A 26776-nucleotide genomic window follows, 5' to 3' on the forward strand; every position below is an offset into this window, starting at 1 on the left:
ACTCAAGGGGCGCCGGCCGGAGCGACGGGATCTCGGGAGCGCTCCGGACGACGGCGCTCGGAACGGGGCGTCGAGCATCGACGCCCCGGGCGGTCCCCTGTCCACTGGACGGCCTCGAACGTCGCCCCCATAATCCCCCGTCGTGAATCCGCACCGGAAAGCCGCCGACGAACCCGGTTCCGCGATTCCCGGCCGGGACCGATTGAGAGTCCTGGCGGCCGCCGCCCTCCTCGCCGCGGCGAGCATCGTCGTCTACCTGCCCGCGCTCGACGGATCGTTCGTCTCCGACGATCGCCAGAACGTCGAGCGCAACGACCGTCTCAGGACGGCCGGCGGTCTCGGGGAGACCTGGGTGGAGCTCCGGGGGCCCCAGGGTATCTACTACCCGCTCACCTACACCTCGTACTGGATCGAGCACCACCTCTGGGGCTCCGAGCCGCGCGGCTACCACGCGGTCAACATCGTCCTCCATGCGCTGAACGCTCTCCTGCTCTGGCGCGTGCTCCGCGGACTCGGGATCGGAGGAGCCTGGTTCGCCTCGGCGGCGTTCGCGCTGCATCCGGTCCAGGTCGAGTCGGTGGCCTGGATCACGGAGCGGCGCAACGTCCTCTCCACGCTCTTCCTGCTCGCCGCCTTGTGGGCCTACTTCCGCTCGCGTCCCGTCGAGGGCGAGACGCCGTCGCGCGCGACGGGCCGTATCTGGTACGCCCTGACCCTCGTGGCATTCTCCGCGGCGCTCCTGTCGAAGACGGTGACGCTGGTCCTGCCCCCTGCCGTCCTCCTGCTGGTCGGGTGGAAGAGGGGCCGGCTGACCGGCCGCGACATGGCGAGCGTGACGCCGCTGTTCGCGCTGGGCCTGGCGGCCGGGGTGGTGACATGGGTGGCGGAGCGCGGCCTGGTCCGCGGGGTGGGGGTGGCCTGGCTTCACCGGGATCTCGCCGAGCGGCTCGCTCTGGCGGGGCGCCTCGTGGGGTTCTACGCGGGGAAGGTCGCGTGGCCGGCGAAGCTGGCCTTCGTCTACCCGCGCTCCGAGATCGATCCCCATCGTTGGGCGTCCTGGCTTCCCCTCCTCGCCGTCGTGGCCGTCCTTGCCGCGCTGGTCGCCGCGCGGCGGCGGATCGGGAGGGCCCCGCTGGCCGCGGCTCTTTGGTTCTTCCTGACGCTGCTACCCGTTCTCGGCCTCGTGGACTACTTCTACCTGATCTACTCGGACGCCGCGGACCGGTTCCTTTACTTGCCGAGCCTGGGCCCGATCGTGTGGGTCGCGGCGGCCGCGACCGCTCTGGCGTCCTCCCGCGGCGCGCGCGGACGCCGGCTGGGCCTCGTGCTGGGACTGGCCTCGCTCGCGGCGCTCGGAGCGTGCACCCTGAAACGAAGCGCCGCGTTCGCCACGCCGGAATCGCTGTACGCGGACGCGGTCGCGAAGTACCCAGGATCGTGGGGCGCCCAGCTGTCCCTCGGCTCGATCCTGGTTGGCAAGGGCCGGTCCGCCGAGGCGATCCCGCATCTCGAGGCGTCGCGGAGCCTCCAGCCGACGGTGCCCGGAGCGAGCGCGTACCTCGCGGTCGCGTACGCTCAGGTCGGCCGTGTCCAGGACGCCCTCGCCATGTTCGACGACGCGTTGCGCCTTTACCCGGGCGATCTGTTCGCACGCGCCAACCTCGGCCTGACCCTCGTCCGCCTGGGGCGTGACGAGGAGGCGGCGGCCGCGCTTCGGCGCGTTCTCGAGGCCGACCCGACCTACACCGGCACCCGCCAGACGCTCCTCACCGTCCTCCTTCGACTGGTCGCCGCGCGGGGGAGCGCGGGGCAAGCGGGCGAGGCCGTCGCGTTCGCGAGGGAGGCGCGCGATCTGGCCGAATCGCCCGATCTCCGCGTGCGGCTCGACGCCTTCATCCGAAACGGGGGGACCGTGCCTCCTTGACCCTGCCGCGGCGCCTCCCGTTCCGCGCCCGCCGAAGCTACCGCTTCTCCACCCCGGTCTTGTCGTCGGGATTCGTGAGATTGCGAGAGGGGGGCGGCGGCGGCCACGTCGGCTTCTTCTCCTCGACCCGCTTCATCACCTCCTGGATCGCGCGCTCGAGCTGGGCGTCCTTCCCGGCCATCTCGTCCTGCGGGAGGTTGTCCACCACGATGTCCGGATCGACGCCGTGGTTCTCCATGATCCACTGGCCTTTGAGGTTGTAGGAGCTGAACTCGGGCATGGTGACGTAGCCTCCGTCCACGAGGTTCGGCCCGAGGCCGCGGATACCGACGACGCCTCCCCACGTGCGGGTGCCGATGAGGGGGCCGAGTCCGTACTCGCGGAAGTAGTAGGGGAAGATGTCGCCGTCCGACGCCGAGTACATGTTCAGCAGGCAGACCATCGGGCCGTTGAACGCGGCGTCCGGGTACGTGCCGGGCCTCCCGCCGCGCGGCGCGCCCATCCCCATCACGACCCGCCGCAGGCGCTCCAGGACCATCTGCGAGACGAAGCCGCCGCCGTTGAACCGGTCGTCGACGATGAGCCCTTCCTTCCGGATCTGCGGGAAGTACTGCCGGATGAACTCCTGCAACCCCTCGCCGCCCATGTTCGGGATGTGAACGTATCCCACCCGGCCGCCCGTGGCCTGATCGACCTTCTTGCGATTCCCTTCGACCCAGTCGGCGTAACGCAGGTCCTGCTCGCCGGCGAGCGGCCGCACCGTGACCTCCCGCGCCCCGTCGCGCGACGGCCTGGAGTTCACGAGCAGCGTGACCGTGTGCCCCGGGGTCTCGACGAGAAAGCGATACGGGTCGTCCGACGCCGTGAGGTCCTTCCCGTCGATGGCAAGCAGGTAATCGCCGGCCGAGACCCTGATGCCGGGCTCGGCCAACGGGGAGCGGCGGCTCTCGATCCACGGCTGACCCTCGAGGATCCGCGCGATCCTGAACCGGCCTGCCTCGGGATCGGGCTCGAGGTCGGCGCCGAGCGCACCCACCGGCACTTTGTCGGGTCGCGGAGCGTCGCCGCCACCGGTGTACGCGTGCCCGCTCTCCAGCTCACCGATCAATTCGCCGAGGACGTAGGTCAGGTCGGCCCGGTGGCTCACGTAGGGGAGGAGCGGCTCGTAGCGCCGCCTCATCGCCGGCCAGTCGATCTTCCCCATGTCCGGGAGGTAGAAGAAGTCGCGCTCGCGCCGCCAGGTCTCCGCGAAGATCTGCCGCCACTCGGCCTCGGGGTCGAGCTCCATGCGCAGGCCGGAGAGGTCGAGCTTGCCGTCGCCAGGCTTCGAGCCTTCCTTCGCGTCCACGATCCCGTAAGTCTTCTCGCTCCGATAGATGATGCGGCTCCCGTCGGGGGAGAGGTCGTAGCTCTCCACCGGATCGAGGATCGTCTGCTCCTTCCGCTTGTCGAGGTCGTACATCACGAGGCGCGGCCTCGCGCCGGCGGGGGGCCCCGTGAGCGCGGCCACCGGCGCCGCGAGGTAGAACAGGCGGTCCTTCGCCGCCCTGAGGCCGCGATACTCGCCCGGAGCCACCGGGAAGGCGACGATCCGATCCTCGAGCCCTTCGAGGTCGACCCGGAACGGCTCCTTCTTCTCGTTCCCCTTTCCCCTCTCGTCCTTGTCCGCCCCGGCCTTCGGGCCGCCCTTGTCGGCCGCCGTATCGTCCTTCTTCTCCTCACCCTCGAGCTTCGCCTCGTCGCTCTGGGGCGCGAACGGCGACGGGGCGTCGGACCGGAGCACGATCGCGTAGGGACGGGTCGGCGACGTCACCGTGAACGAGGCCTCGAAGTTCCCGACCACCGGGTTCACGTCGCGATCGGACAGGACGAAGAGGTACTTCCCCTCGGTGTCGAACTGCGGGGCGTAGCTGCGGCAGAAGCCGCCGGTGGCCTGGGTGACCGCCCGCGAATCCAGCGAATAGAGAAACACCGCGGGGAGGTCGTTGTTCTGCACCTTCGTGTACGCGATCCACTTCGAGTCCGGCGAGAAGGCGTACTCGTTGATCTCGAAGACGTCCGCCTTGTCCACCTGGACCGGCTGCTTCTCCGCGACGTCCACGTACCACAGGCGCATCGCGCGGTCGGACCAGGCGATTTTCTTCGAGTCCGGGGACCAGACGGGATCGTAGTGCAGGGAGTCCGACCCGCTCGTGACCCGGACGGGCTTCCCCTTCCCGTCCTGCGGGACCACGTAGATCTCCTCCTCGCCGGTCGCGTCGGACACGAATGCGATCCACTTCCCGTCGGGCGACCAGGCGGCGCCCTTCTCGCGCACGCCCTCGGTGGCGGTGATGTCCCGGATGTTCCCATGCTCGGCCGGAACCGTGAAGACGTCGCCTCGCGCCACGAAGACCGCGCGCTTGCCGCCGGGGGCCAGCGCGAAGTCGGTGATCCGGCTCGAGGCGTCCACCCAGCGCGGCCTCGCCAGCTTCCGGTCGTCGGGCAAGTCCACGACGATCTTGACCGGCTCGCCCGCGGCGGGATCGAGGACGTAGAGGTACCCGCCGTTCTCGAACACGATCTTCCCGCTCCCGGAGTGCGGCCACTTGACGTCGTACTCCCTGAAGCTCGTGACGCGGGAGGTCCTCCGGGTGGCGACGTCGTATCGCCAGAGGTTGAGCTTCCAATCTTCGCGGTCGGACAGGAAGTAGATCGCGTCGCCGATCCACATCGGCTGCGTGTCGGTTCCCTCCCAGTCGGTGACCCGATCGAGGGTCCTCCTCCCGAGGTCGTAGATCCAAACGTCCTGCGCCAATCCTCCCGCGTACCGCTTCCACGTTCGGAAATCGCGGAAGATCCTCGTGTAGGCGATTCGATTTCCGTCGGGCGCGAACGAGATGATTCCCGACTCGGGGAGGGGGAACCGCTCCTCCGGCCCGCCCTCGGGGCTCACCACGTAGGGCGCTCCGACGAACCCGCCGATCGGGCCGCGGAGGGACCGGAACAGGATCTTTCCCTCGGGGGTCCAGCCGATCACCATGTTGTCGAAGCCCATCCGCTCCGACACGGTCTCCGCCGGGTACCAGGTGAGGCGCCGGGGCTCGCCGCCCGCGGCCGGCATCACGTACACGTCCGAGGAGCCGTCGTACTGGCCGGTGAACGCGATCCACTTCCCGTCGGGGGAGAATCGCGGGAACACCTCGAGGCCGTCGGAAGTGGTCAAGCGGGTCGCGATCCCGCCTCCGATCGGCACGCTCCACAGGTCTCCGCCGTGGGAGAACACCACGGTGTCCCCGTGGATGTCGGGGAAGCGCAGGAGCCTGGCGTCGTGCACCGGGTCGATCGCGAGCGCCGGGGAAACGGCGGCGAGGACGAGGCCGAGGACGATCGAGGGGATCGAGACGCGAGCGGTCTTCATGGCGAGCGTTGCCTCCGTGGGATGAGTCGTAGGGAAGCCAGTTTACGGCGAGAGGGCCTGTGAGTTACAGGGGCGCCGGGTGAGCTGGCAGGTCGCGGGCCGGGTGGACTACCCCGAGCACGATGTGAGAGTTGGGTGAGGCTCCATCGCGGGTGGGTTGGCGCGGTGAATGGGGTTCTGAATCGACAGGGTATGCCCCGACGGGCCGACGTATCCTCGGTCAGAACCGGATCGCTCGCGACTCGAGGCTGGAGATCCGCGCGATGAGATCGAAGTCGCGGTCGCGGTGCAGCACCGTAAGACCGTTCCGGATCGCGCACGCTGCGATCAGGCAGTCGACACCCGAGCGAACGGTGAGGCCTCCGCGCCTTGCCGCGCGGTGGAGATTGGCGGCCTCGAGGACGACCTCGGTCCGGAGCGGGGATTCCACGACGGGGAAGGAGAGCATCGCGTCGCGGGCGAGCGCGAACGCCCGCTCGTCGCGGAATCCCTGAAGCACCTCCTGGACGACGGGAAGACACGTCGCGACGTCGTCGGTCGCGACGACGGACTCGAGTCGGAAGCGGGTCGCCTTCCGAAAGACCTCGACCCACACCGAGGTATCAACGAGTACCACGCCGTTTACTCCTCGGCGTGCGCTCGCCGACGACCCGGTCCCGCCTCATTTCCGACAGGTTCCCGTCCCACAGACCGGAACCCGCGAGGTCCAGGATGCGACGCGCCCGGACCCTCAGGACGAATTCGCTCAAGGCGCGTTCCACGGCCCTCGAATAGGTTCTCTCGCCGCTGAGTCGCAGCGCTTCTTCGAGGAGCTTCTCATCAAGCACAAGATTCGTACGTTTCATGCGCAAAGTATGACGCCGTGCCGTCGCTGGGTCGAGGAACCCTCATCCCAGCCTCGAAGCAAGCCGCGGGCGCGCTGGCGCTGGCCGCTTCGGCGCCACGCCCGGTCGATCTGACTTCTTGTCTATCGAGCTGACTCTCTTGCCTATCGATTCTCCTCGTTCGCCTCACCCGCGGTCCGTACCCTCATCGTCGAACAAACACGACCGCCTTACGACACTGGACGCAGCCCAGCGCAGCGCCGCAAGGCAGGCGAGTCCACGCATCGGTTCTACGGAGCCGGGGCACGCGGACTCAGTGCTCTCTTTCGGCGAGCAGCTCCTCGACCGCTTTGACGACGACCCGGTCCAGGTGTTCCGAAGCGTCGTATCCGTAGTGTGCCGTGCGAATTCGTCCTTCCTTGTCCAGTAGAACCACGGTAGGGAGCGAATCCACGCCGAGCGAACGGGCCGCGCCGCCGTTGTCGAATGCCCAAGGAAGCGTCCACTTCCTCTCCGAGAAGAAGCGCCGGGACCTTTCCCGCGTTTCTCCTCCCCAATCCACGTCGACGGCAAGAAGGGTCACGTCCCGATTCTGCTTGAACGTATCGTAGACCGATTGAACTTCCGGAAGCTCCCAGCGGCAGGGAAGACACCAGGTGGCCCAGAAGGCCAGGACGACCACCCGACCCTTCAAGTCGCTCGACTTGACGACTCGGCCCTCGGAATCCGACACGGAGAATTCGGCGACGGGGCGATCGGTCTCTATCAACGAAGAGTGAATCACCAGGGTCGGGACCACCGCGATGACCCAGCCGGCCAGCGCGATTGCGGTGGCACCGGCGAGAAGGACGCTCGACCGCCGAGCCGGCCCCCATAGCCGTCGGGTTCGGACGCCGGCGAGTGTGAGCAGGATGGCGGTGAGGGACACGGCGACAGGAATCCCCAAGCGGTGAAGCCCATCATTCATGATGAGCGCCGCGGTGCCCAGTAGACCCGGCGAGCTCACGAGGACTGCCTTGATCCAAGGAGCGAGAGGTGCGGAAAGCCCGCGAGCCAGGCCTGCGAAGTAGAATGCCGATCCCGTGACGGCAATGAGCACGCGCAGATCCGACCCTGCGAATCGTGTGAGAACGGCGCTGGCCAGCACGAGCACGATGGCCAGGAAACCGGCGAGGAGGTCACGGGGAACGGACCTGGGCTTCTCCTTCGGCACGGGCGACTCGCGAAGGGCTCGGCCGGGATTTCCGGCTTGGACCTCTATCCCGCACATCGTATCATCCGCCGCCGAAGGTCGCGTCGAGGACGTGACTTGTCAGCGTCATCGGCGCCTGTACCATGAAAGGCAGTACGCCCGCGAACTAACGATCGGTGCGCGATGTCTCACCTCCCGTGGGCCGCTTCGGCAAGGGTCGTCCTCGGCGCGCTCGCTCTGGCGATCGCATGGCTGGGCCTCGGCTGGTCCCTCGAGCGGCTCGTGATCTTCCCGCGCCGGGTCGCGGGGCCCGGGTTCCCGTCGAGGGCGGACGGGTTCGAGTCGCTCTGGATCGAGATCCCCGCGGGGCAGGTCGAGGCCTGGCTCCTCCCCGGGCGGGGAGCGAAGGGTAAGGCGGTGATCTACGCCCACGGCAACGCGGAGCTGATCGACTTCCAGGTCGACCTGGCACGCGCCTACCACGATCGGGGATTCACGGTGCTCCTCCCCGAGTACCGGGGCTACGGCCGATCCTCGGGCACGCCGTCCGAAAGCGGGATCGTCTTAGACTTCACGCGGTTCCACGATCTCCTCGCGGCGAGGCCGGAGGTGGATCCGAGGAAGATCGTCTTCCACGGGAGGTCGCTCGGCGGCGCGGTCGTAGCGCAGCTCGCCGCCGTGCGCCGGCCCGCGGCCCTGATCCTCCAGTCGAGCTTCACCAGCGTGGCCCGGCTCGCGCGCGGCTACCTGATACCCGCGTTCCTGGTCCGCGATCCGTTCGACACCCTCTCGGTGTTGCCTGAACTCGACGTTCCGGTGCTGATCGTTCACGGGAAGAGGGACCGGACGATTCCCGCGAGCGAGGCGGACGAGCTGCAACGAGCGTCGCGAAGCTCCCGGCGGGTCCTCCTGGACCGCGACCACGACGATTGGGCGCCGGACGATCCCGCGCTCTGGACGGAGGTGGACGCGTTCCTGGGCGCCTCGGGGGTCCCGCCGCTGCCGCGACCGTGATCCCGTCGGCGACGATTACGTAGGTCACATTTCGTTTCCGTGACGCAGTGGCCGGCCCGCCCGCTCCGTGAGTCGCGCCAGCGGTGGGCATTGCCGAATCGTAGGGGCGAGAACGGAATTTGCTTCGAAAAGGGGGGGGCCGGTCCGACCGTCGTCGGCGAGCGCCGCCGGCGGACGGCTCCACGACCGTCCGCGGAGTCGGACATGACGAAGCCATCGGTACTTCTCGTCGACTACGATCCGACGAGCATCGAGATCGCTCTGGGCTCTCTCTCCCGCGCCGGCTACGACGTCACGGTCGCGAAGAACGGCGTCGCGGGGCTCGAAGCGTTCCGGCACGTCAACCCCGACCTCGTGCTGACGCAGATGATCCTCCCGAGGGTCGCCGGGCTCGAGCTCTGCCGTGAGATCCGCAAGACGCATCCCAAGGGGCGGACGCCGATCCTGGTGTTCGGCACGACCCCCGCGGAGAAGGGCCGCTCGCAGGCCGTCGCCGCCGGCGCCAGTGGCTACATCGTCGCGCCGATCGACCCGGAGACGCTCGTCGACACCTGCAACGAGTACCTGACGGGGTGCCAGGCCGAGCCTCCAGACGACACCCCGCGGGGGACGGAAGCCGACGGGGTCGCCTCGCGAGGAGTCCTCTCCGACGGCAGCGAGCCGGCGGCCGTCACCGCGGAGATTCTCGAGCGGCTCGACGCGTGCCTGCCCTCGAAGCGGATCGAGGTCGAAGAGCCGCCGAGCGCCCTGGAGCCGACGGCCGCGCCTCCCAAGGCCATCCAGGAAGAGCACCAAGTTCCGCCCCCGGCCCCACCGAGGCCGGTGGCCTCGCCGATCCCGAAGGTCGCGGTGCCGGCGGCCGATAAACCCGAATGGGCGCAGGCCCCGCGGCAAGCGCCGGAGCGCACGGGGCTCCCGTGGGGGAAGGTCCTCGCGGCCGCGGCGCTCGGGGCCGGTCTCCTTGCCGCGATCGGCAGCGCCTGGGTTCGAACCCACCCCGGACTCGAGGCTCGAGCGACGGAGCCGTCGATCGTCGGCCGCACGGTGTCGTCCGAGGCGCTCGACCGGATGCCGGCGGCATCGACGGAGAGCCGACCCGCGGCCGCGGCGCCGGACGATCACGCGGATGCTCCTCGCGTCACGAGCACCCCCGAGCGCAGTACTGTAGAACCCCGTTCGCACCCGCTCGTCGACGGTTCGAGCGCCGCGAAGCCTCCACGCCCGGAATCCACGACGAAGGAGTCGGGAAGCGCCGTCCCGACCACGACCGCGCCGGCTCGCGCGCCCTCGGTCGCGCACCCCGTCCCGCCCGATCCCCTCCCCGTTCCTGCCCCGGAGAAGTCGCTGGTGCCCGTCACGACCCTGCCCGAGGCTTTCCCGGAGTCCGAGGAGGCGAGCGGGAGTTCCCCGGGGCCCGTTTCGGCGGTCGTTCCGGAGCCGACGACTTCGGAGCCGCCCCCGACGGCAGCCCCCTCGTCGCCGGCCGCGATCCACCCCGGGGATCTCGTCGAGCTCGGCAGCGTGGATGCGCCTCCGGTCGCCAAGACCCACGCGCAGCCGGCCTATCCCGAGCTCGCTCGACGGATGCGCATCTCGGGCGCGGTCGTGCTCCGGATCCTCGTGGACGAGACGGGAAGAGTGACCGAAGCGGCGCCCGAGGACCGCTCCGTCCGCCAGGACTTCCTCGCCGCGGCGATCAGGGCCGTGCGAACGTGGACCTACAGCCCGGCGACGAAGAACGGCGTGCCCGTGAAGACGCGGATCACGGTGCGGATCGCGTTCCAGCCCTGAGACCTGACGCCGCCCCTTCAGTCGCGGAGCTCGATGAGCCCACGCTCCTTGAGACCGTTCACGATCGATGCCACCTCGACGGCCCGCATCGGCGAGACCCACAAGAGCGAGCGGACATCCCAGGAGCCGTCGCTGAGGCTCAGGATGAACTCCTCGGCGGGTGCCAGCCCCTCTCGTCCCAGCTCCGCGAAGGGCACGATGCGCACCGGCACCTTCTCGGGCGACAGCCCGCCCCGGGTTATCTGGTCGAGGAGGACCTTTTCCGCCTGAGCGATGAGCCTGCGGACGGCGCTGTCGCTCGGGTCGTCCCGGTGCGCGTCGCCGAGGATCACCAGCGCGGCCTCGGGGTCGCCCGCGGCGATGAGAGCCCTCGCGCGATCGATGTTCTCGCCCGATTCGTCCGACGCCGCGGACGCCGGACTCGTCGGGGACGCCGACAGGGGGAGAATGCCGTGCTTTAGATCCTCGCGTTGTTCCCGCGCCCGGTCGTGGTCGACCGGCGGAGAGACCGGTCGCGGCCGGATGCCGGCGACCTCGATCAACCCCAGGGCGTGAAGGTCGAAGAGGCGCCGGGTCGTCAGGAACTCGGTTCCGTGGACCTGCAGGACGATCTCTCCCACCGTGCGCTCGCCGTCCGCCGCCTTGTAGACCTGCCGTGTCGGCCAGTCGTCGAACACGTGGCTGGAAACGGGTCGGTCGGTCCGCTGCGGCAGCGTGGCCGGATCGCCGAAGAGCTTTCGGATCCGCTGCCGTTCCGCGATCCGGCCCATCCCTCGGACGACGATGTCGGCAACGTCGAGGACCACCGCGGTGTCCTTCGGTCCCGGGGCCACGTTCTCCCTGAACGAGAACGTGGCCTCTTCCAGGTCGAAAAGCCCGTAGAGCGTCTCCTCGGCCTTGGCCAGGACGATGCGTTCCAGCTCAGAAGCGGTCACGAGCTGCCTCGAGACGAGGATCGTCCTCAGGCTGTCTCCCGTCGCCTCCTGCTCGGCCATCGCCCGTCGCAGCACGTCCTCGGTGATCACGCCCTGGAAGAGCAGGAACTGACCGAGGAGCTTGGCGGGATCGTCCGCGGAACAGCTCTCGACACGGCCGTTCCGGAAGAAGACGTTCGTCGCCCGGTGGTTCTGCACCACCTGAAGCCGGCCGGTCTTGTGCGACGCCGCGAGTAGCTGGAGCAGGTCGGAAAGACGTATCTCGGGTAAGGTGCCGAAAAGGGACATGGCGCTCGCCTCCCTCCTGGCCTGGTCGAGGATCCGTCTCCGAACGTCTGGGCGGGCCGACCCCCGTGTGCGGCCCGGTTGCGAGCTGCCATGGAGGGTATCGGAGGGCGGCGGCGGTGTCAATCGTTCTTCCGGATCCTCTTCCAGTGGCTGGCCCGGATCCTCCCTACAGGATCCTCCCCGACCGATTGACACGAGGGCGGGGCCGCGCGATCCTGCGTCGGTCGTCTCGCCGGGAGATGCGTCCAGCGAGGCCGGCGCGGTCCGGCCGCCATGGCTCCCGCCGAAGGGGAGGCCTCGGGTGAAATCCGCCTGCGCCGCCATCGCCCTCGTAGCGGCCACCGCCCTCGCGCCCGGCGCGGCGCCGCTCGAGCCCTCGGTGGTCCGGATCGTGAGCCAGCGTCAGGCCACGGATGCGTACAGCCCGTGGTCCTCGGGATCCGTCGAGACGCTCACCGGCAGCGGCTTCGTGATCGCGGGCGGACTCATCATGACCGACGCCCACGTCGTCGCCGATTCTCGCATGGTGATCGTGTTCCTGTACGGCGATCCGAACCCCCACGAGGCGCGGGTCGTGACCGCCGGCCACGATTGCGACCTGGCCCTGGTGCGCCCCGTCGAGGCGGGGCTCCTCGATCGGACGCCCCCGCTCGAGTTCGGGGGCCTTCCGGCCCTGCGATCCACCGTGGAGACATACGGCTATCCGGCCCAGGGGGATCAGATCTCCTCGACGCGGGGGGTCGTGTCCCGCATCGAGATGCAGGTCTACGTCCATTCCGGCGTCGACCGCCATCTCGCGGTTCAAACCGACGCGGCCATCAACCCCGGCAACAGCGGCGGTCCGGTCGTCCAGGAGGGGAAAGTCGTCGGCGTGGCCTTTCAGAACACGCCGGGGCTGCAAGGCGTCGGCTTCCTGATCCCCTGCGAGGTCGTCCGGCACTTCCTGACCGACGTCGCCGACGGCCGCTACGACGGTTACCCCGAGCTGGGCGATCGGTGGTCGGGTCTCCAGAACGCCGCCGCCCGAAAGGCCCTGGGAATGGCAGAACGGGAGTCCGGCGTCCGGGTGGATGGCGTGTACGCGGGGTCGAGCGCCGAGGGGCTGCTCGAGCCCGGGGACGCGCTGCTCGAGATCGAGGGCCGGGCCATCGGCAACGACGGGACCATCGCAGATGGCCCGCTCCGGCTCCCGTTCGGCGTCGTCGTCGATCGGCGGCAGGTGGGCGACACGCTGCGCCTGCGGATCCTGCGCCGCGGCGAGCGTCGCGAGCTGTCGGTCCCGCTCGGACCCTTCGAGGCCTCGAGGCGTCTCGGCAACGCCTACGACCGCCGCCCGCGGTACTTCGTCTGGGCCGGGCTGGTGTTCACGCCCTTGGACCGGGAGATGGTGAAGACGTACGGAAACGACTGGCGCCAGGACGCCGACAAGGTGCTCCTCTACGATCTGTTCGAGCGGCCGAAGTTCGACCGGGCGCTCGCCCGGGGCGAGCGGGTCGTGCTGCTGCGGACGCTGGACCATCCGGTGAACGCGCACATCGCGTGGAACCGGAACATCATGGTCGCGCGCGTGGACCGGCGCGAGATCCTGGGCCTCGGCGATTTGGTCGATGCCATCGAGAAGGCGAAAGGCCCCTACGTGGTCATCGAGTTCGCCGGTGCCGGCCGGCTCATCGCGATCGACCGCGAGCAGGCGCAGCGAGCGCAGCACGAGATCCTCGAGAGCTACGGCGTTCCGGCGGACCGCTACCTCGGCGAGAAGGAGGCGCCTTGAAGCGATTCGTCTGGCTTCCGTGCGTCGGTCTCGCCGTCGCCTGCGCCTTCGCCGCCGGGAGGCCTCAGCCCGATTACGCGGATCGCGTGCTCCGGCTGTCGGTGACCTACCAGGACTGGAACGAATTCCGCCCCTGGGCCAAGCTCAATCCCGGCCGGCGGCCGGCGAACGCCGTCCTCCTCAAGGACCGATCTCTGCTGACGACGGCGGAGATGCTCCGCAATGCGACGATGATAGAGCTCGAGAAGCGGGGCGCCACGACGTGCGACCGCGTGCGGATCGTCCACCTCGACGCGGACCTGAACCTGGCGCTGCTCGCCGCGGAGTGTCCCGGCTTCGTCGACGACCTCGAGCCCGTCGAGTTCGCGGGCGCCGCGCCGTCCGAAGGCGACCTGAGCGCGGTGCGCTGGAAGAACGGGGAGATCGAGGTGTCCCCCACGCGGGTGTCCCGCGTGGAGGTGCGGGAGACGAAGTACAGCAGCCTGGCCCACCCCTTCCTGATCGCCACCACGAACATGGAGGATGGAGGCCGGGCGGAGCCGGTATTCGCCGCCGACGAGCTCGTGGGGCTCGCGGAATCCCAGTCGGAGAGGACCCTGCCCATCATCCCGGCGGACCTGATCCAGTCGTACCTGAGGCTCGCCCGCGCCGACGGGCCGTACCGCGGCATGGCGGCCCTCGGCGTCGAGTGGCAGTCCGGCGAGGATCCGGCGCTGGCCGCGTTCCTGGGACTGTCCGGTGCGCCCCGCGGCGTCGTCGTCACGGAGACGCCTCGGGGCTCTTCCGGCTGCGGCGCCCTGCGCCCTCGCGACGTCCTGCTCTCGCTCGACGGGTACGCGATCGAGGCCACCGGGTTCTACGAGCACCCGAGGTACGGCCGGATCCGGTTCGGCTACATTCCCGCCGACGGCCACGCCGCCGGCGACGCGATACCGGCGCAGGTGCTCCGCGCCGGAAAGACCGTCGAGCTGAAGGTGCCGCTCCGGCGCGAGGAGGCCGCCCTCGACCTGATACCGGAGACGCGAACCGGAGGCCCACCCTTCGTGATCGCCGGGGGGCTGGTCCTTCGCGAGCTCGACGCCACGTACCTGCGCGCCTGGGGCCGGGATTGGTCGAAGCGCGCCCCGATGACGCTGCTCGCCCTCAACAAGACCGCGGCGACCGATCAACAGGCCGGGCGACGGCGGGTTCTCATCCTGGTGAACGTCCTGCCCTCGGCGTTCAACCTCGGTTACCAGCAGCTCGAGGATCTCGTGATCACCGCGATCAACGGCCGGCCCGTGGACACCGTCTCGTCGGCCGTCGAGGCGCTGCGTCACCCGGTGGACGGGTTCCAGAGGTTCATGACCGCGCCCGGCGCCTCGCCGGCCGAGATCGTGCTCGACGCGGAGCGGTTCGAGGCGGCGACGCAGGAGATCCTCGCGACCTATCGGATCTCCGAGCGCCAGCGCCTCACCCCGGAGCTGCCGGACCTCGGTCCGCCCTGCGCCGAGCCGTCCCCCTCGCCGGGGGACGGAGGCCCCGCGGGGGCCGCGCCGCCGCACTGATCAGGGGCACGGCTCCGGGTTGCCTCGGGCCGTTCCGTTGCTCCGAGCCCCCTTGCTGCCCTCTTCCCCCAACCGGTTCTCCGCGGTGACGAGGTAGAACCAAGACGAGCCCGCCGGCGGATCGCCGGGCTCGTTCGCGGTCGCGCCGGAGAGAGCGCGAGCGAAGCAGGCCCCGAAGCCGAGTCCCGAGAGGGCGCTCATCCAATCCCGGTAGACGTTGTAGGTCCCCGCCGACCTCTCGGGGTGCCAGACCAGCGTCGTCCTGTCGGAGCACAAGAGATTCGCGACCTCGCCGGGGGGCGGGTACCTGCCGACGAAGCCGGCCTCGGAGCGGAACGACGCGCTCGTCAGGGTGTGCCCCATCGCCAGGCCGTCAGAGACGGCGTCGAACTTGACGTGGTAGCTCGTCGAGGTCAGAGCGGCTCCCTGGCTCGGGTGGCCGCCCTCGTTGAGGACGAACTCGGCGAGCCTGTAGCTCGCGCTTTGCTGCGCTTGCAGCGGCGGTAGAGCGAGAGCGAGCGCGACCGGCAGCAGTGCCGCGACGGCGATCCGTCTCTTCATGGCAGCTCCTCGCGCGTCCCTAGCGGGGCATCACGAGCACCTTGATGAGACCGGTGCCGTCATCGAGCGGCTCGAGCGCCTTGCCGAGGATCGTGCCGGGCGCGGGGGCCGCGGACCTCATGGCGTGGCCGGGCGTCGGCGAAACGACCAGGAGGTCGCCCACGCCGATGGAGCCGTACCCGGCGTCCGCCTTGCAAAGGGCGGTGCCGACGAGGACGATCGGAGCCTCGCTCCCGGGCTGGATCGCGTCCGGGACCTCCGCCACGATGCCCACGACGCCCGGGTCGAGGGGGACCGCTCCGAGATGGACCGTGTCGCCGCGCGCACGGTCGATAACGACCACGTCCCCGGCCTCGACCTGCTCGCTCACGGGATGAGGCTCGGCCAGCAAGACGCGCTGGAAGGTGCATGCCGGGGCGCTGCCGCGCTCGTTGCCTGGGAGAGGATGCGGCTGCGCCTCGACTCGCGCTTCTCCCGCCTCGGGACGGCGCGCGGTGAAGGACGATCCGCGAGCGGCCGGCGCGTGCGTCTCCGGCGCCGGGCTCGCTTCGCGCCCTCTCCGACCGAGCGACGGAACCGACGGAGGTTTCGCTGGGCAGCCGCCCAGCAGGCGGCACGCGGCATCGAAGTCTCCCCGTTGCAGGGACGCGTAGAGATCCGCCCGTGTGCCCCCGTCGAGGCTCTTCTCGTCCACGCGCCCGAGAGCCTCGCGTAGCGCGGCACGCTGGTCCACGGTGAGGCGCTTCGAGATCAGGACCTTGTCGCCGAGCGAGACGGGCCGTACCGGCTCGGCGCCCTCGTACCCGGTCCGCTCGGCCATCACGAGATAGGAGAACCTCGCGTTCGACGCCCCGCCGCCCAGCTCGCGAACGCTGAATCCGCCGGGGGCGATCGAGTCCTCGGGGACGTACAGGCCGCCGCACGCCTCGAGCGGTGTCACCTGGACCGTGATCCTCCCGGACGCCACGAGGGGGAAGTGCGAGGGGAGGGTCACGTGGGCCTCCCCGGCGCCCAGCCGGGCGACCCCGCGCTGGTAGACGCCGACCTCGCCTCCCTCGATGCAGGCGTAACGGATCTCCTGGTCCGGCGCGGTCGGGTGCTCGGTCACGAAGCTCTTCCCCCCGGTGACGACCAGGTCACCGACGACCGCCAGGCCTCCGTCGGCGAAAACGCCCCACCCGTCGGGGCTGGTGGTGGCGCCGTAGACGCCCCACGCGTCGCCGCTGGCCGCGTGGGCGACGCCCGCGACACCCGTCCCGAGCGAACTGAAGGTCTCCCCCCCGACGCCGGTGGTGCTACCCGTCGTGGCGATGGCGTGTCCGTAGACGCCGACGCCGTCCGGGCTCTGGCTCTCGCCGTACACGCCGTAGGTCGATCCGCTCGTGGCGAACGCGCCGCCGACGACCCCCTTGCCCGTCGGGCTCGTGCTCTGGCCGCGGACCCCTTCCGTGTCCCCGGCCAAGGCGAGCGCCGAGCCGAGCACTCCCGTTCCCGCGCCGCTCGCGGTCTTTCCGTACACGCCTCGGGCGTCCCCGCTCGCGGCGGTCGCCTCGCCCATCACGCCGAACCCCGACGTGCTGGCGCTGTTCCCGTAGACTCCGTAGGCCGTGCCCGAGACCGCGGAGGAGGTTCCCTTCACCCCGGTGCCGCCGGCGCTCGTTCCTTCGACCCCCGTGACCGCACCCGCGCCGTTGCCCACGAGGCCGCCGTTCGCGGTGAGCTGCCCGGACTTCACCTGCGCCACCGAGCTCCTGTCCAGGAAATCGCCCGCGACCTGACCGCCGACGCGCCCGGCGTTCAGGGCGTAGCCCGCGGAGACGACCTGCAACCGCGGGCTCAGGGTCTCGGACCCCACCTGGACCTCGACGTAGACCGCCGGGTGGTTCGCGAAGACCCCCTGGATCGTCGCCTCGGTTCCGGGGGAGAGGGTCCCGCCCCCGAGGTAAGCCGTGAAGAGCCCGCCGCTCGCCACGACCCCGTTCGGGCCGGTGTGGTAGTCGGTCAGCAGGAGCGTGCCTCCCGAGGGCGCGTCCACGAAGCGGAGGATCATGTCGTAGGTGCCGTTCAGCGGCTTGTCCGAGGCATCCCGCAGAACCCCTTGGTAGCCGATCAGCCCCGGCGGCTCGGCACCGGCGGCGATCCCGAGCGCGAGGATCGAGCCCACGATTCCGCTCACGAGTCTGTTCATCGATGCCTCCCACCCTTCTTTCGCGTCGGCTCCATGCCGCAGTCGCCCCCGATCCGGTGTCCCATCATCTGCCGCGATGAGGCGAGCCCTTTCCCGCCGGATGTTGCGTCGGTCGCGACGTCCGGTCGGCGAGGCCCGTGCGCTGTGGAAGTACTGCGGCCTGCGGCCATGCTGCTCCCTTCAGGTTACGGCTACACCACCGCTCGCCCATAATGAGGAAAATATAGGTTCCTCGTTCGCGAGGGGGCAACCTGGGAGGTATGGCGCGCGCGGCTGGCGGAGGCCGGCGAGGACGCCCACGACTCCGCCGAGTATAACGAACGTGATCGCCTGGGTTAGGAACCGCTGAGAGAGATTAGGACGTCAAGGCTGCGGATCCGAGGGCCACGTCCGAGCAGGGGCCCTCATGTCACCCGGCCTCCCAGCGCCGACGCCAGCACCCAGGCTCATTCTCCTCCTGGTGCCCGGGACGACGGCCTGTACCCACCCGCCCTAGCCCTGCCGGGCAACGTCGGGTTGTCACCCGGTTCGTACTTCGGCTGGTCGCGAAGCGCGTCGCGCAGCGGGATGAGCGTTCGGTTGGTCTGTTCCTGTGCTTGGGTCAGCGCGGAGCCAGGGGTCTTCATCGCGTCCGCCAAAGGCAGGCCATCCATCCCCTTCGGCTGCACGCCCAACAACGTCAGGACCGTCGGCGCGATGTCGACCAGCCGGGCCGGGGAATGGGAGATCACGCCCTTCCTCACACCGGGACCGGCGAAGACCATCGGGATGTGCTGTGTGCTCCAGGCGAGCTGGTAGTGCTTGCCTCGCCTGGGGAAACCGGCCGGAACTCTGGACATCTCGCGGGAGCAGATGAAGATGTCCGGTCCGTTCGGACACGCGATGGTGCTCATGAGGTACGCGTACGTCTTGGCCAGTCCGGGATCGATGGACTTGGCCGTGGCATCGGCGGGCTTGTAAACGAACTCGCCGCCTTCCCTGGCCTTGTAGTACCCCGCCGCGGCCGCGGGCGGATTCGCCGCCATGATGAGATCGACGACCTCCTTCGACTTCGAGGAATCCGAAATCCAGATCGCTCCGGTGCCGCTCGAGGTGACGATCCCGACCGCGGCCTTGTCCGCGGCCCTGTCGACGGTTTCCCACGCGACGGGCGGCTGGCTCTCCATCATCCCGTGGTCCGCGGTGACCACGAAGACCGTCTTGTCGTAAATGCCCAGTTTCTTGTAGGCCTCGATCAGCTTGCCGACCTGCTTGTCGGCGTTCTCGAGCACGGGCGTCATCTTGTCGGGACTCCGTCGACCGCCTACCGCGTGGCCCGTGCCGTCCACCGCCGGCAGGTTGACGAGCAGTGCCCGAGGCTTCACGTCGTTGAGCATGACGATGGCGGCGTCCATGCCCCAGTCGTCGCCGGCCGTCGTGAGGGCCATGATCTTCCGCATGCTCTCCGCGGGAGGCCGCTGGCCTCTGACGAAATCACCTTCGCCGATGTCCGTGCTCGAGCCTTCCTCGCCCTGCTCACCGGCCGGGCGTCCCCCGATGAAGATGGAGTAATCGGCGCTGTCTCCGGCCAGCCCGGCCACCGCGTGGAACTTGTGGGCCCCGGCGGCGACCGTCCTGGCGTCGGGATAGCGTTCCCTGAGCGACTTCGCAATGCTCGGGACGTGATGGTCCGAGATCACCTTCGCAAACTCACCGTTCTCGATGGGCTGCGGCCGCGTGAGGTTGCTCTCCCGGTTCGTCGCGGGGTCCTTCCACGTGAACGCCACGATTCCGTGCGTGCGCGTAAAGCACCCGGTCGAAATGCTGGCGTGGCTCGGCGGGGTGTTGTTGACCACGCCCCCCACCCAGGCTCCGTCGTAGTACACGCCGTCGCCGATGAGCTTCTTCAGGTTCGGCATCGACGCCAGGCTCATGTAGTCCGGCCTCATGCCGTCGATCACCACGAGCGCCAGGTACTCGGCCGGCGCCGCGAACGCCTGGCAGGCCGCCGAGAATGCGCCTGCGAGAAGAACGCTGAGAAGAAGACGCCTCATCGCCGCCTCCCGAATCGCGAGGCCCCGTGGTACCACTTCGCGGGTGGAGGACGCAAGCCCCACCGACGGCGTCGAAGAGAGGCTCCTTGCGACCGATGGGAATGCGCCCAACCCGGCTCGAGCGCGCCGCCTCACTCGTGGCGCAGCGACTCGATCGGATCGAGGCGCGCGGCGCGCCAGGCGGGGTAGGTTCCGAAGAACAGGCCGACGAGGGCGGCCACGACGAGCCCCGCGACGATCGCGGCGGGGGAGAAGGTCGCCGGGAACGGGCTGAACTGCGCGACGAGGCGCGCGACGCCCAGCCCCGCCATGACTCCTGCCGCGCCTCCGACCATCGTGAGGGTCATCGCCTCGGTCAGGAACTGTTGCAGGATGTCCCGGCGCCGCGCCCCCAGCGCCTTCCGGATCCCGATCTCCCGGGTCCGCTGCGTGACGTTCATCAGCATGATGTTCATCACGCCCACCCCGCCGATGACCAGGCTGATCCCGGCGATGGCGATCATCGCGGCGCTGATCCCGCCGGTGATCTGGCGGAACAGCCGGATGTACCGGTCCGGGGTGCGGATCGCGAAGTTGTTCGGCTGGTCGAAGCGGAGCCCCCGCCGGTCGCGCAGGATCTCCGTGCCCTGCTCGATGGCCAGGTTGAGCCACTCGGGCTTCCACGGGATCGTCGCGATCACGCAGCCGTACGTCTTCTGCGTTTCCGGCCAGATCCGGTCGAAGATCCCCATGGGAATGACCATCTGGGAGTTCGCGCCCCCGCCGTCCAGGAAACCCCCCTTGTCCTCGAAGACGCCGACGACCCTGAACGGGCGGCCGTTGATCTCGATCACGCGACCCAGGGGGTCGAGGCGGGGGAACAGCGCCTCGACGATCCCCTTGCCGATCACCGCGACCTCGGCCGCGTGGCGCTCCTCTCCCTCGGTGAAGAAGCGGCCGTGCTCGACGAAGTGGCTGTTGGCGTCGGGGTACTGGTGAGTCACGCCGCCCACCGTGGCGCCGTTGGCCCGCGCGCCGCGCCAACGGACCTCCGTCTGCGAGAACTGCCAGCGCTCGGGGGAGACGTACCGGATCGCCCACGCGTACCGCTGGATCGCCCGCGCATCGTCCACGGTGAGCACCGGCCGGAGGCGCTCCTCCTCGCGGGGCGGGCCTCCGCCGAACTCGTCCTCGTGGATCTGGAACTGCACCAGGGTCGCTCCGAACTGCCGGAACGCCGAGATGAACCGCTCGTTGAACCCCTGGATCAGCGAGACCATCACGATGACCGTCGCCACACCGATGACGATCCCGAGGCAGGTCAGCGACGAGCGGAGCTTCTGCTCGCGGATGGAGCGGAACGCCGACGCGACGTTCTCCCGCCGGGCGGCGAGACCGGCGCGGAGCCGCATCATCTCACTCCTCCCGGAGCGCCTCGACCGGGTCGAGGCGCGAGGCGCGGATGGCGGGAAGCCAGCCGGCGAGGACCCCCGAGAGCGTGGACACCGCGAGCCCCGACAGCACGAGGAGCGGCGTGACCCGCGCGGGAAACGGGGTCAGCCCCTCGACCGCCGCGGAGGCGGCCCATCCCAGGAGCACGCCCACGACGCCGCCCAGGAACGAGAGCGTCGCGGCCTCGAGGAGGAACTGCAGCCTGACGTCGCGGCCGCGGGCGCCCACCGCCTTCCTCACGCCGATCTCGTGGGTGCGCTCGATCACCGCGGCGAACATCGTGTTGGCGATGGCGACGCCCCCCACCAGGAGCGAGATTGAGGAGATCCAGATCACGAGAGCGAACCCCGCGAAGGTGAGGTTCTTCCAGAGCGCGTTCAGCGCCTCGGCATCCACGACCCCGAACGGGTCCGGATCGCGGAAGCCGGTCCCGCGACGCGCGCGGAGCGCGACGCGGGTTGCCTCGAGCACCGCAGCCCGCGAGGCCGAGTCCGGCGCCTCGACGAAGATGTCGACGGTCTGGCTCCTCCCGAACGCCTTCTCGTAGGCGCCGATCGGGACGAACACGAACTTGTCCTGGCTCTGTCCGAGGGCCCGCCCCTGCTTCACGGTCAGCCCGATGACGCGGAACGGCTTGCCGTCCACGGCCACCATCCGTCCGATCGGGTCGACGTGCGGGAACAGCTCGTCCTTGACGTCCGTGCCGATCACCGCCACCGCGCGGGACGCGCCGGCCTCCCCCTCGGTGAAGAACCGGCCGTCCTGAAGCTCGATTCCCACCATCCACGGGAACTCCGGCCCGGCCCCCGCGATGATCGTGTCCGCGAGACGGCGGCCGTCGCCGTAGACCGCCTTCGAACCGAAGATCCGGCCGGTGACGCGGAGGGCCTTCGGGACCAGGCGACGCACCGCCTCCACGTCGTCGTCGGTCAGGTCCTTGCGCCGGATCGCGCGCAGGAACTCCTCGCGGCTCGCGATGATGCCGAACTTGCTCACCACGAACGTATTCGGCCCGAGCTGGCCGATGAGGTTCGCCGCGTACTCGTTGAGCCCGGAGACGACGGAGATCACGGCGACGATCGTCGTCACCGCCACGATGATCCCGAACAGGTTGAGGAACGAGCGCAGCTTGTGGGCCAGGATCGAGGCCAGCGAGATGCGCGCGACCTCGAGGGCGATCATTTTTCCAACTCCGCCCGCTCGGTGTTGTCCACCACGACCTTCGCATCCGGCTTGAGGTCGCGCAGCGCCTTGAACGGCCCGACGATGACCTCGTCCTTCTCCTCGAGGCCCAGGGTCACCTCGAGGTCCAGCTCGCCCTTGATGCCGGTCGTGACCGGCTTGAACGCGGCCTTGCCGCTCCTCACGACGTAGACCCCCTCCACGTCGCGGGTCCTGGAGGCGACGGTGGCGATCTGGTCGTCGGTCCGCCGGCTCTCGGCGCCGTCCTCGGCCTTCGCGGGGCCTCCCTTCTTCTCGTCCTCGCTCCTGAGGACGAGAGCGCCGATCGGCACGGTCACGACCCCCTTGCGGGTGTCCGTAGTGATGTCGGCGGTGACGGTGAGGCCGGGCCGGATCCCGGCGGGGTGGGAGGTCAGCAGGACCTTGACCTCGTAGTCGGTGCCGGTCGCCGCCTGGCCGAGGGAGGTCGTGCCGCGGATCGGGCTCGAGCCGATCTCCGAGACCACGCCGGGGAACGGCTTCCCGGGGAACGCGTCGACCAGGACGGAGGCCGGCTGCCCGAGCTTCAGGAGCGGCACGTCGGTCTGGTCCACGTCGAGCACCGCCTCCACCGCGGACATGTCGGAGATGGTCATGAGCACCGTCCCCGGGTTGTTCATCGTCCCCGTGACCACGACCTCGCCCTGCTCGACGCTCCGGCGGGTGACGACCCCGTCCATGGGCGCGCGGATCTCCGTCTTGTCCAGGGCGTCGCGCGCCGAAGCGAGGTCGGCCCGGGCCTGGCTCACCTGGTGCTCCGCCCTCTCGACGCCGGCGACCGCCTGGTCGTAGACGCTCTTCGTCCGGTCGAAGTCGGCTGCCGCGAGGATCTGGTCCCGGTACTGCGTGGTCGCGCGGTCCAGATCCCGCTTCGCCTGCGCGGCGCCCTCCCTCATACGCGCGAGCTCGGCCCCGAGCGAGTCGAGCGCCGATCGGCTCGAGTCCACCGCGGACGCGTAGCGCGCCTGGTCGATGACCAGGAGGAGGTCCCCCTGCTTCACGGTGTCCCCCTCCCGGACGTCGAGCTTGGTGATCTGGCCCATGATGTTCGCCGAGAGGTCCACCTTGGTCCGCGCCTGGATGGTGCCGTTCGCGGTGACCAGGGAGGCGAGGTCCTTCCGCTCCGCCTTGGACGTCCGCACGCGGATCCCCTCCGGCTTCCGCTTCTGGACCGCGTAGCCCGCGGCGGCGAGCACCACCACGGCCGCCCCGATCCCGATGGCGATCTTGGCTCGTTTCGTCATGAGGTGCGACTCCCCAGGCGCCCGCCGAGGATCCCCCGGGGCGGGCGGATGTCCGGACCTTCCTTAGTTACGTGGGCGCAGGCCGGAGGTTCCCGGGGCGCCTGGCGCCGCCGCGAGAATACTAGCCGGGGCGGCCCGGCGAGGCCCCTGCGCTGCCGCTATGGCCCCGCCGGCGGGCGGATCAGAAGACGACGATCGCGTTGAAGAGCGCCGTGGCCTGGCGGTCGGCGGCACGGGCGTCCTTCTCGAAGACTTCGGCGTCCGACGTGTCCAGGCGGAGGTCCCCCCGCAGCACGAGGTGCGGGCTCGCGCGGTACTCGGGGGTCAGCGTGATCTCCCGAAGCCTCTGCGCCGTGCCGGTCCTGAAGCCGTCCGAGTCGTCGAACTGCTCCGCGCGCAGGGCGAGGGAGAGCTTCGGCGTCACGGCCACTTTCGCGTAGACCGCGCCGCCGCCCCAGGACGCGTTCCTAGAGAGGCCCTCGGTAACGGGCGCGTCCTCCTCGCTCCCGCGGTCGAAATTGATCCCCAACGACAGCCGGTCGCTCGCCTTGAAGGTCGCGGCGAGATCGAGCATCGTTCGGGCGTGGCGGTCGTCGCCGTCGCGCTCGGGGCCGGTCATGCCGTTGAGGTAGATCGTGAGGGACGCGGTCGGGGTCAGCGTCGCCTGCGCCCCGACCGACTTGGAAGCGTTGTTGTCCTTCCCGTTGTCCCAGCCGTTGACCACCATGAGCATCGCGGACACCTTTCCGCTGAAGGCATAGGCGGCCCGCACGCCGGTATGGGTGAAGGGGATGGCGTAGCCGAAGAGGAACGACCGGGTCGCGTTGTCGTCGTAGCCGTCGTACCCCTCGATCACCTCGTACCCGTGGTGAGTGATGAACTTGCCGAAGTCGAGCTTGAGGCCGGAGCCGACCGGCGCGATCCAGGTCAGGAACCCCTGGTGCACGTCGTAGTCCTGGGCCCCTTCCCTCCCGCTCCCGACGTCCGCGGCGGCCACCACGCGGGGGATCGAGGAGCCGAAGGCGACGTCCACGCGGAAGCCCACGTCCAGCGGCTCCCTGACCGGCTTCTGGAGCACGATCTCGGCCACGTCGAACTTGAACGTGTTGTCGTCGAAGTCGAACACGCGGTAACGGTTCAAGCCCGATTCCGGCCGGTTGAAGTTGTACGAATAGCTGGCGGAGAGGAACGCGTTGACCGTGAGCTGCTCGTACCAGGGCTTCGGCGGGTCCGAGGCGGCGCAGGGGAGGACGGCGAGGGCGCATCCGAGCAGAGCGGCCGCGGCCGCCCTCGCCGGGCTCCGGAAGCGCGGCGTCCGCACGGCCTACACCCCCTCGAGGTAGGCCTTCTCCCCGTGAATCGCCTCGTCGAGGCCGAGGTCCTCCTGCGCCTTGTCGACCTTGACGACCGTGATCCGGTCGATGACCCAGAGCATGCCGAGGGTGAAGGCGAACGCCCAGACGGACGAAACGGCCACCGCCGCGAGCTGCTTGAAGAAGAACGCGGTGTTGCCAGCGAGCAAGCCGTTCGTGCCGGCCGGGTTGAAGGCCGTGGTGGCGAAGATCCCGAGGAGCACGATGCCGAGGAATCCTCCCACGCCGTGAACCCCCCAGACGTCCAGCGCGTCGTCCCAGCGGAGCTTGTTCTTCAGCGCGACCGCGTAGAAGCAGACGACCCCGGCGACGACGCCGATGAGCGCCGCCGTCGACGGCGAGACGTAGCCGGCTGCGGGAGTCACGGTCGCCAGGCCCGCGACGGCGCCGGTCAGGAGGCCGAGGAACTTCGGCTTCTTCGAGACCATCCAGTCCATGCAAAGCCACGCGACCGCGGCGAACGAGGCGGCGATGTCCGTGTTGAGGAACGCGACGGCGGTCACGGAGTCCACCCGGAACTCGCTGCCCGCGTTGAACCCGTACCACCCGAACCAGAGGAGGGCGGTGCCGAGGGCGACCAGCGGAATGCTGTGGGGACCCCGGTCCTCGACCCGGCGCTTGCCGACGTAGAGGACCGACGCGAGCGCCGCGATCCCCGCGATGTTGTGGACCACGATGCCGCCGGCGAAGTCGAGGACGCCCCACTTCTGGAGGATGCCGCCCCCCCACACCATGTGGACGAAGGGGAAGTAGACGAAGAGGAGCCAGGCCGTCAGGAAGAGCATGTAAGCCTTGAAGGTGATCCGGTTCGTGAACGCGCCGGTGATGAGCGCCGGGGTGATGATCGCGAACATCATCTGGTAGGCGGCGAAGACGATCATCGGGATCGAGGGGTTCGGCGACGGCGTGTTGAGCGTGATGTGGCGCATGAACGCCCAGTCCAGGTTCCCGATGATCCCGCCGACGTCCCCGCTGAAGCACAGCGAGAAGCCGCAGGCCCACCAGATGACCGTCGTCCACCCCATCGAGACGAAGCTCTGGATCATGATGCCGAGGACGTTCTTCCGTCCGACGAGGCCGCCGTAGAAGAACGCCAGCCCGGGGGTCATCAGCATGACGAGGCTGCAGCAGAGCAGCATGAACCCGGTGTTCCCGGTGTCGAGTCCCGACATGACGCTTCCTCCTGGTGACGAACGAAAGGGTGGGGATTAATTCCCCGTCAGGTTGGGGGAAAGTACCCCGTCGCCCGGGCGATGTCAATCGATTTCGCCCATGAATACGGACAAAGATGGCGGTCGATGTCGTGGATCGATGCTGATTCCGAGTCCTTGCGCGACGGGCAGAGGGGCCACGATAATCCCCCCATGACCGGGGAGAATCGCCGCAGTCGAACCGTGCCTCGAACGCGTCCCGCCCGGTCGCGCCGCCTCGAGGCCGCTCGATCGCCGGGCGACGTCGGCGCGTTCCTGAGTCGGCTGCACGTCCAGGCCACACGGGGCATCCCGAGGGCGCAGTTCTTCGCGCAGGTCGCGCAGATGCTCCTGGAGTTCTCCGGCTGCGACTGGATCGAGCTTCGCCACCGGGAGGCCGCGGAGGAGGGGTATCGCTGCCAGATGTCTCGCGGTGATCCGATGCCGTTCCGATTCGAGCGGGAGCCACGCCCCGCCGAGGAGGGCGTGCCGGCCCCAGGCGGTCCGGACGCCGTCGAGATCCTCTGCGGGATGGTGGCGGAGCGCCGGTTCGACCCGGCGCTCTCATGCTTCACCCCGCGGGGGAGCTTCTGGACCGGCGACGTGGAGGAGGTGCACGATTCCGTCGCGCCCCCGAGGGGCACCCCGCTTCCGGTCCTCGGACCCGACTTCGGCTTTCGCTCCCTGGCGATCATCCCCCTGACCGTCGGGTCCGAGAACACCGGCCTGCTCGAGATGCGGAACTCGGCCCGGGGATGCTTCACCCGCGCCGACATGCGACGCTACGAGCAGGCCGCGGCCTCTCTCGGGGTCGCGCTCTCGCACCAGAGGGCGCGGTGGGCCCTCGGG

19 protein-coding genes are annotated in these 26776 nt (G+C 69.5%); 6 read left to right on the forward strand and 13 right to left on the reverse strand.

Annotated features, from left to right (window positions below):
- Positions 1-202: 202 nt before the first annotated feature.
- Positions 203-1924, forward strand: coding sequence for a tetratricopeptide repeat protein (locus tag LAO51_12620; GenBank protein MBZ5639581.1), 1722 nt, complete (start codon positions 203-205; stop codon positions 1922-1924).
- A 37-nt stretch (positions 1925-1961) separates the two neighbouring features.
- On the opposite strand, the gene LAO51_12625 is transcribed toward LAO51_12620, so the two are convergent.
- The 4 genes from LAO51_12625 to LAO51_12640 all read right to left on the reverse strand — a co-directional run bounded on the left by LAO51_12625 (position 1962) and on the right by LAO51_12640 (position 7361).
- Positions 1962-5324, reverse strand: coding sequence for a PDZ domain-containing protein (locus LAO51_12625; protein MBZ5639582.1), 3363 nt, complete (start codon positions 5322-5324; stop codon positions 1962-1964).
- A 220-nt stretch (positions 5325-5544) separates the two neighbouring features.
- The gene (locus tag LAO51_12630) at positions 5545-5940 is read right to left on the reverse strand and encodes a PIN domain-containing protein (GenBank protein MBZ5639583.1); all 396 of its coding nucleotides are present in this window, start codon (positions 5938-5940) and stop codon (positions 5545-5547) included.
- Positions 5927-6169 (reverse strand): type II toxin-antitoxin system VapB family antitoxin, encoded by a 243-nt coding sequence (locus LAO51_12635; GenBank protein ID MBZ5639584.1) that lies wholly within the window; start codon positions 6167-6169, stop codon positions 5927-5929. The genes LAO51_12630 and LAO51_12635 overlap by 14 nt, the downstream gene beginning before the upstream one ends.
- Before the next feature lie 292 nt (positions 6170-6461).
- A complete protein-coding gene (locus LAO51_12640) occupies positions 6462-7361 on the reverse strand; it encodes a redoxin domain-containing protein (protein MBZ5639585.1) in 900 nt (299 codons plus the stop codon).
- A gap of 162 nt (positions 7362-7523) precedes the next feature.
- Between LAO51_12640 and LAO51_12645 the strand changes: the two genes are divergently transcribed.
- Both LAO51_12645 and LAO51_12650 read left to right on the forward strand, forming a co-directional pair.
- Entirely contained in the window at positions 7524-8354 is an 831-nt protein-coding gene (locus LAO51_12645) for an alpha/beta hydrolase (protein MBZ5639586.1), read from the forward strand.
- Positions 8355-8558: 204 nt separating this feature from the next.
- The gene (locus LAO51_12650; GenBank protein MBZ5639587.1) at positions 8559-10145 is read left to right on the forward strand and encodes a TonB family protein; all 1587 of its coding nucleotides are present in this window, start codon (positions 8559-8561) and stop codon (positions 10143-10145) included.
- 17 nt (positions 10146-10162) lie between these two features.
- On the opposite strand, the gene LAO51_12655 is transcribed toward LAO51_12650, so the two are convergent.
- Positions 10163-11368, reverse strand: coding sequence for a DUF4388 domain-containing protein (locus LAO51_12655; protein MBZ5639588.1), 1206 nt, complete (start codon positions 11366-11368; stop codon positions 10163-10165).
- Positions 11369-11669: 301 nt separating this feature from the next.
- On the opposite strand from LAO51_12655, the gene LAO51_12660 reads away from it, so the two are divergent.
- Together LAO51_12660 and LAO51_12665 are read left to right on the forward strand one after the other, a co-directional pair.
- Positions 11670-13139: a trypsin-like peptidase domain-containing protein gene (locus LAO51_12660; protein MBZ5639589.1), complete on the forward strand. Its 1470-nt coding sequence runs from the start codon at positions 11670-11672 to the stop codon at positions 13137-13139.
- Positions 13136-14686, forward strand: coding sequence for a hypothetical protein (locus tag LAO51_12665; protein MBZ5639590.1), 1551 nt, complete (start codon positions 13136-13138; stop codon positions 14684-14686). The genes LAO51_12660 and LAO51_12665 overlap by 4 nt, the downstream gene beginning before the upstream one ends.
- Here LAO51_12665 and LAO51_12670 read toward each other — a convergent pair whose 3' ends face one another.
- From LAO51_12670 to LAO51_12705, 8 genes are all read right to left on the reverse strand, one after another.
- Entirely contained in the window at positions 14687-15247 is a 561-nt protein-coding gene (locus tag LAO51_12670; protein ID MBZ5639591.1) for a hypothetical protein, read from the reverse strand.
- A 19-nt stretch (positions 15248-15266) separates the two neighbouring features.
- A complete protein-coding gene (locus tag LAO51_12675; protein ID MBZ5639592.1) occupies positions 15267-17435 on the reverse strand; it encodes a hypothetical protein in 2169 nt (722 codons plus the stop codon).
- Positions 17436-17881: 446 nt separating this feature from the next.
- Positions 17882-19468 (reverse strand): alkaline phosphatase family protein, encoded by a 1587-nt coding sequence (locus LAO51_12680; protein MBZ5639593.1) that lies wholly within the window; start codon positions 19466-19468, stop codon positions 17882-17884.
- Positions 19469-19599: 131 nt separating this feature from the next.
- A complete protein-coding gene (locus LAO51_12685; GenBank protein ID MBZ5639594.1) occupies positions 19600-20862 on the reverse strand; it encodes an ABC transporter permease in 1263 nt (420 codons plus the stop codon).
- Position 20863: 1 nt separating this feature from the next.
- Positions 20864-22081 carry an ABC transporter permease gene (locus tag LAO51_12690; GenBank protein ID MBZ5639595.1) on the reverse strand — a complete coding sequence of 406 codons (1218 nt, stop codon included), beginning with the start codon at positions 22079-22081 and terminating at the stop codon, positions 20864-20866.
- Positions 22078-23364: an efflux RND transporter periplasmic adaptor subunit gene (locus LAO51_12695; GenBank protein ID MBZ5639596.1), complete on the reverse strand. Its 1287-nt coding sequence runs from the start codon at positions 23362-23364 to the stop codon at positions 22078-22080. Before LAO51_12695 ends, LAO51_12690 begins: the two co-directional genes overlap by 4 nt.
- Positions 23365-23545: 181 nt before the next feature.
- Positions 23546-24685: a porin gene (locus LAO51_12700; GenBank protein MBZ5639597.1), complete on the reverse strand. Its 1140-nt coding sequence runs from the start codon at positions 24683-24685 to the stop codon at positions 23546-23548.
- A 3-nt stretch (positions 24686-24688) separates the two neighbouring features.
- Positions 24689-25909: an ammonium transporter gene (locus LAO51_12705; protein MBZ5639598.1), complete on the reverse strand. Its 1221-nt coding sequence runs from the start codon at positions 25907-25909 to the stop codon at positions 24689-24691.
- Between the two features lie 192 nt (positions 25910-26101).
- Between LAO51_12705 and LAO51_12710 the strand changes: the two genes are divergently transcribed.
- Positions 26102-26776, forward strand: a 675-nt coding sequence (locus LAO51_12710) for a GAF domain-containing protein (GenBank protein ID MBZ5639599.1), incomplete at its 3' end; no start/stop codon positions are given.

Source organism: Terriglobia bacterium (assembly GCA_020073205.1).
In the GTDB taxonomy this organism is placed as follows: domain Bacteria; phylum Acidobacteriota; class Polarisedimenticolia; order Polarisedimenticolales; family JAIQFR01; genus JAIQFR01.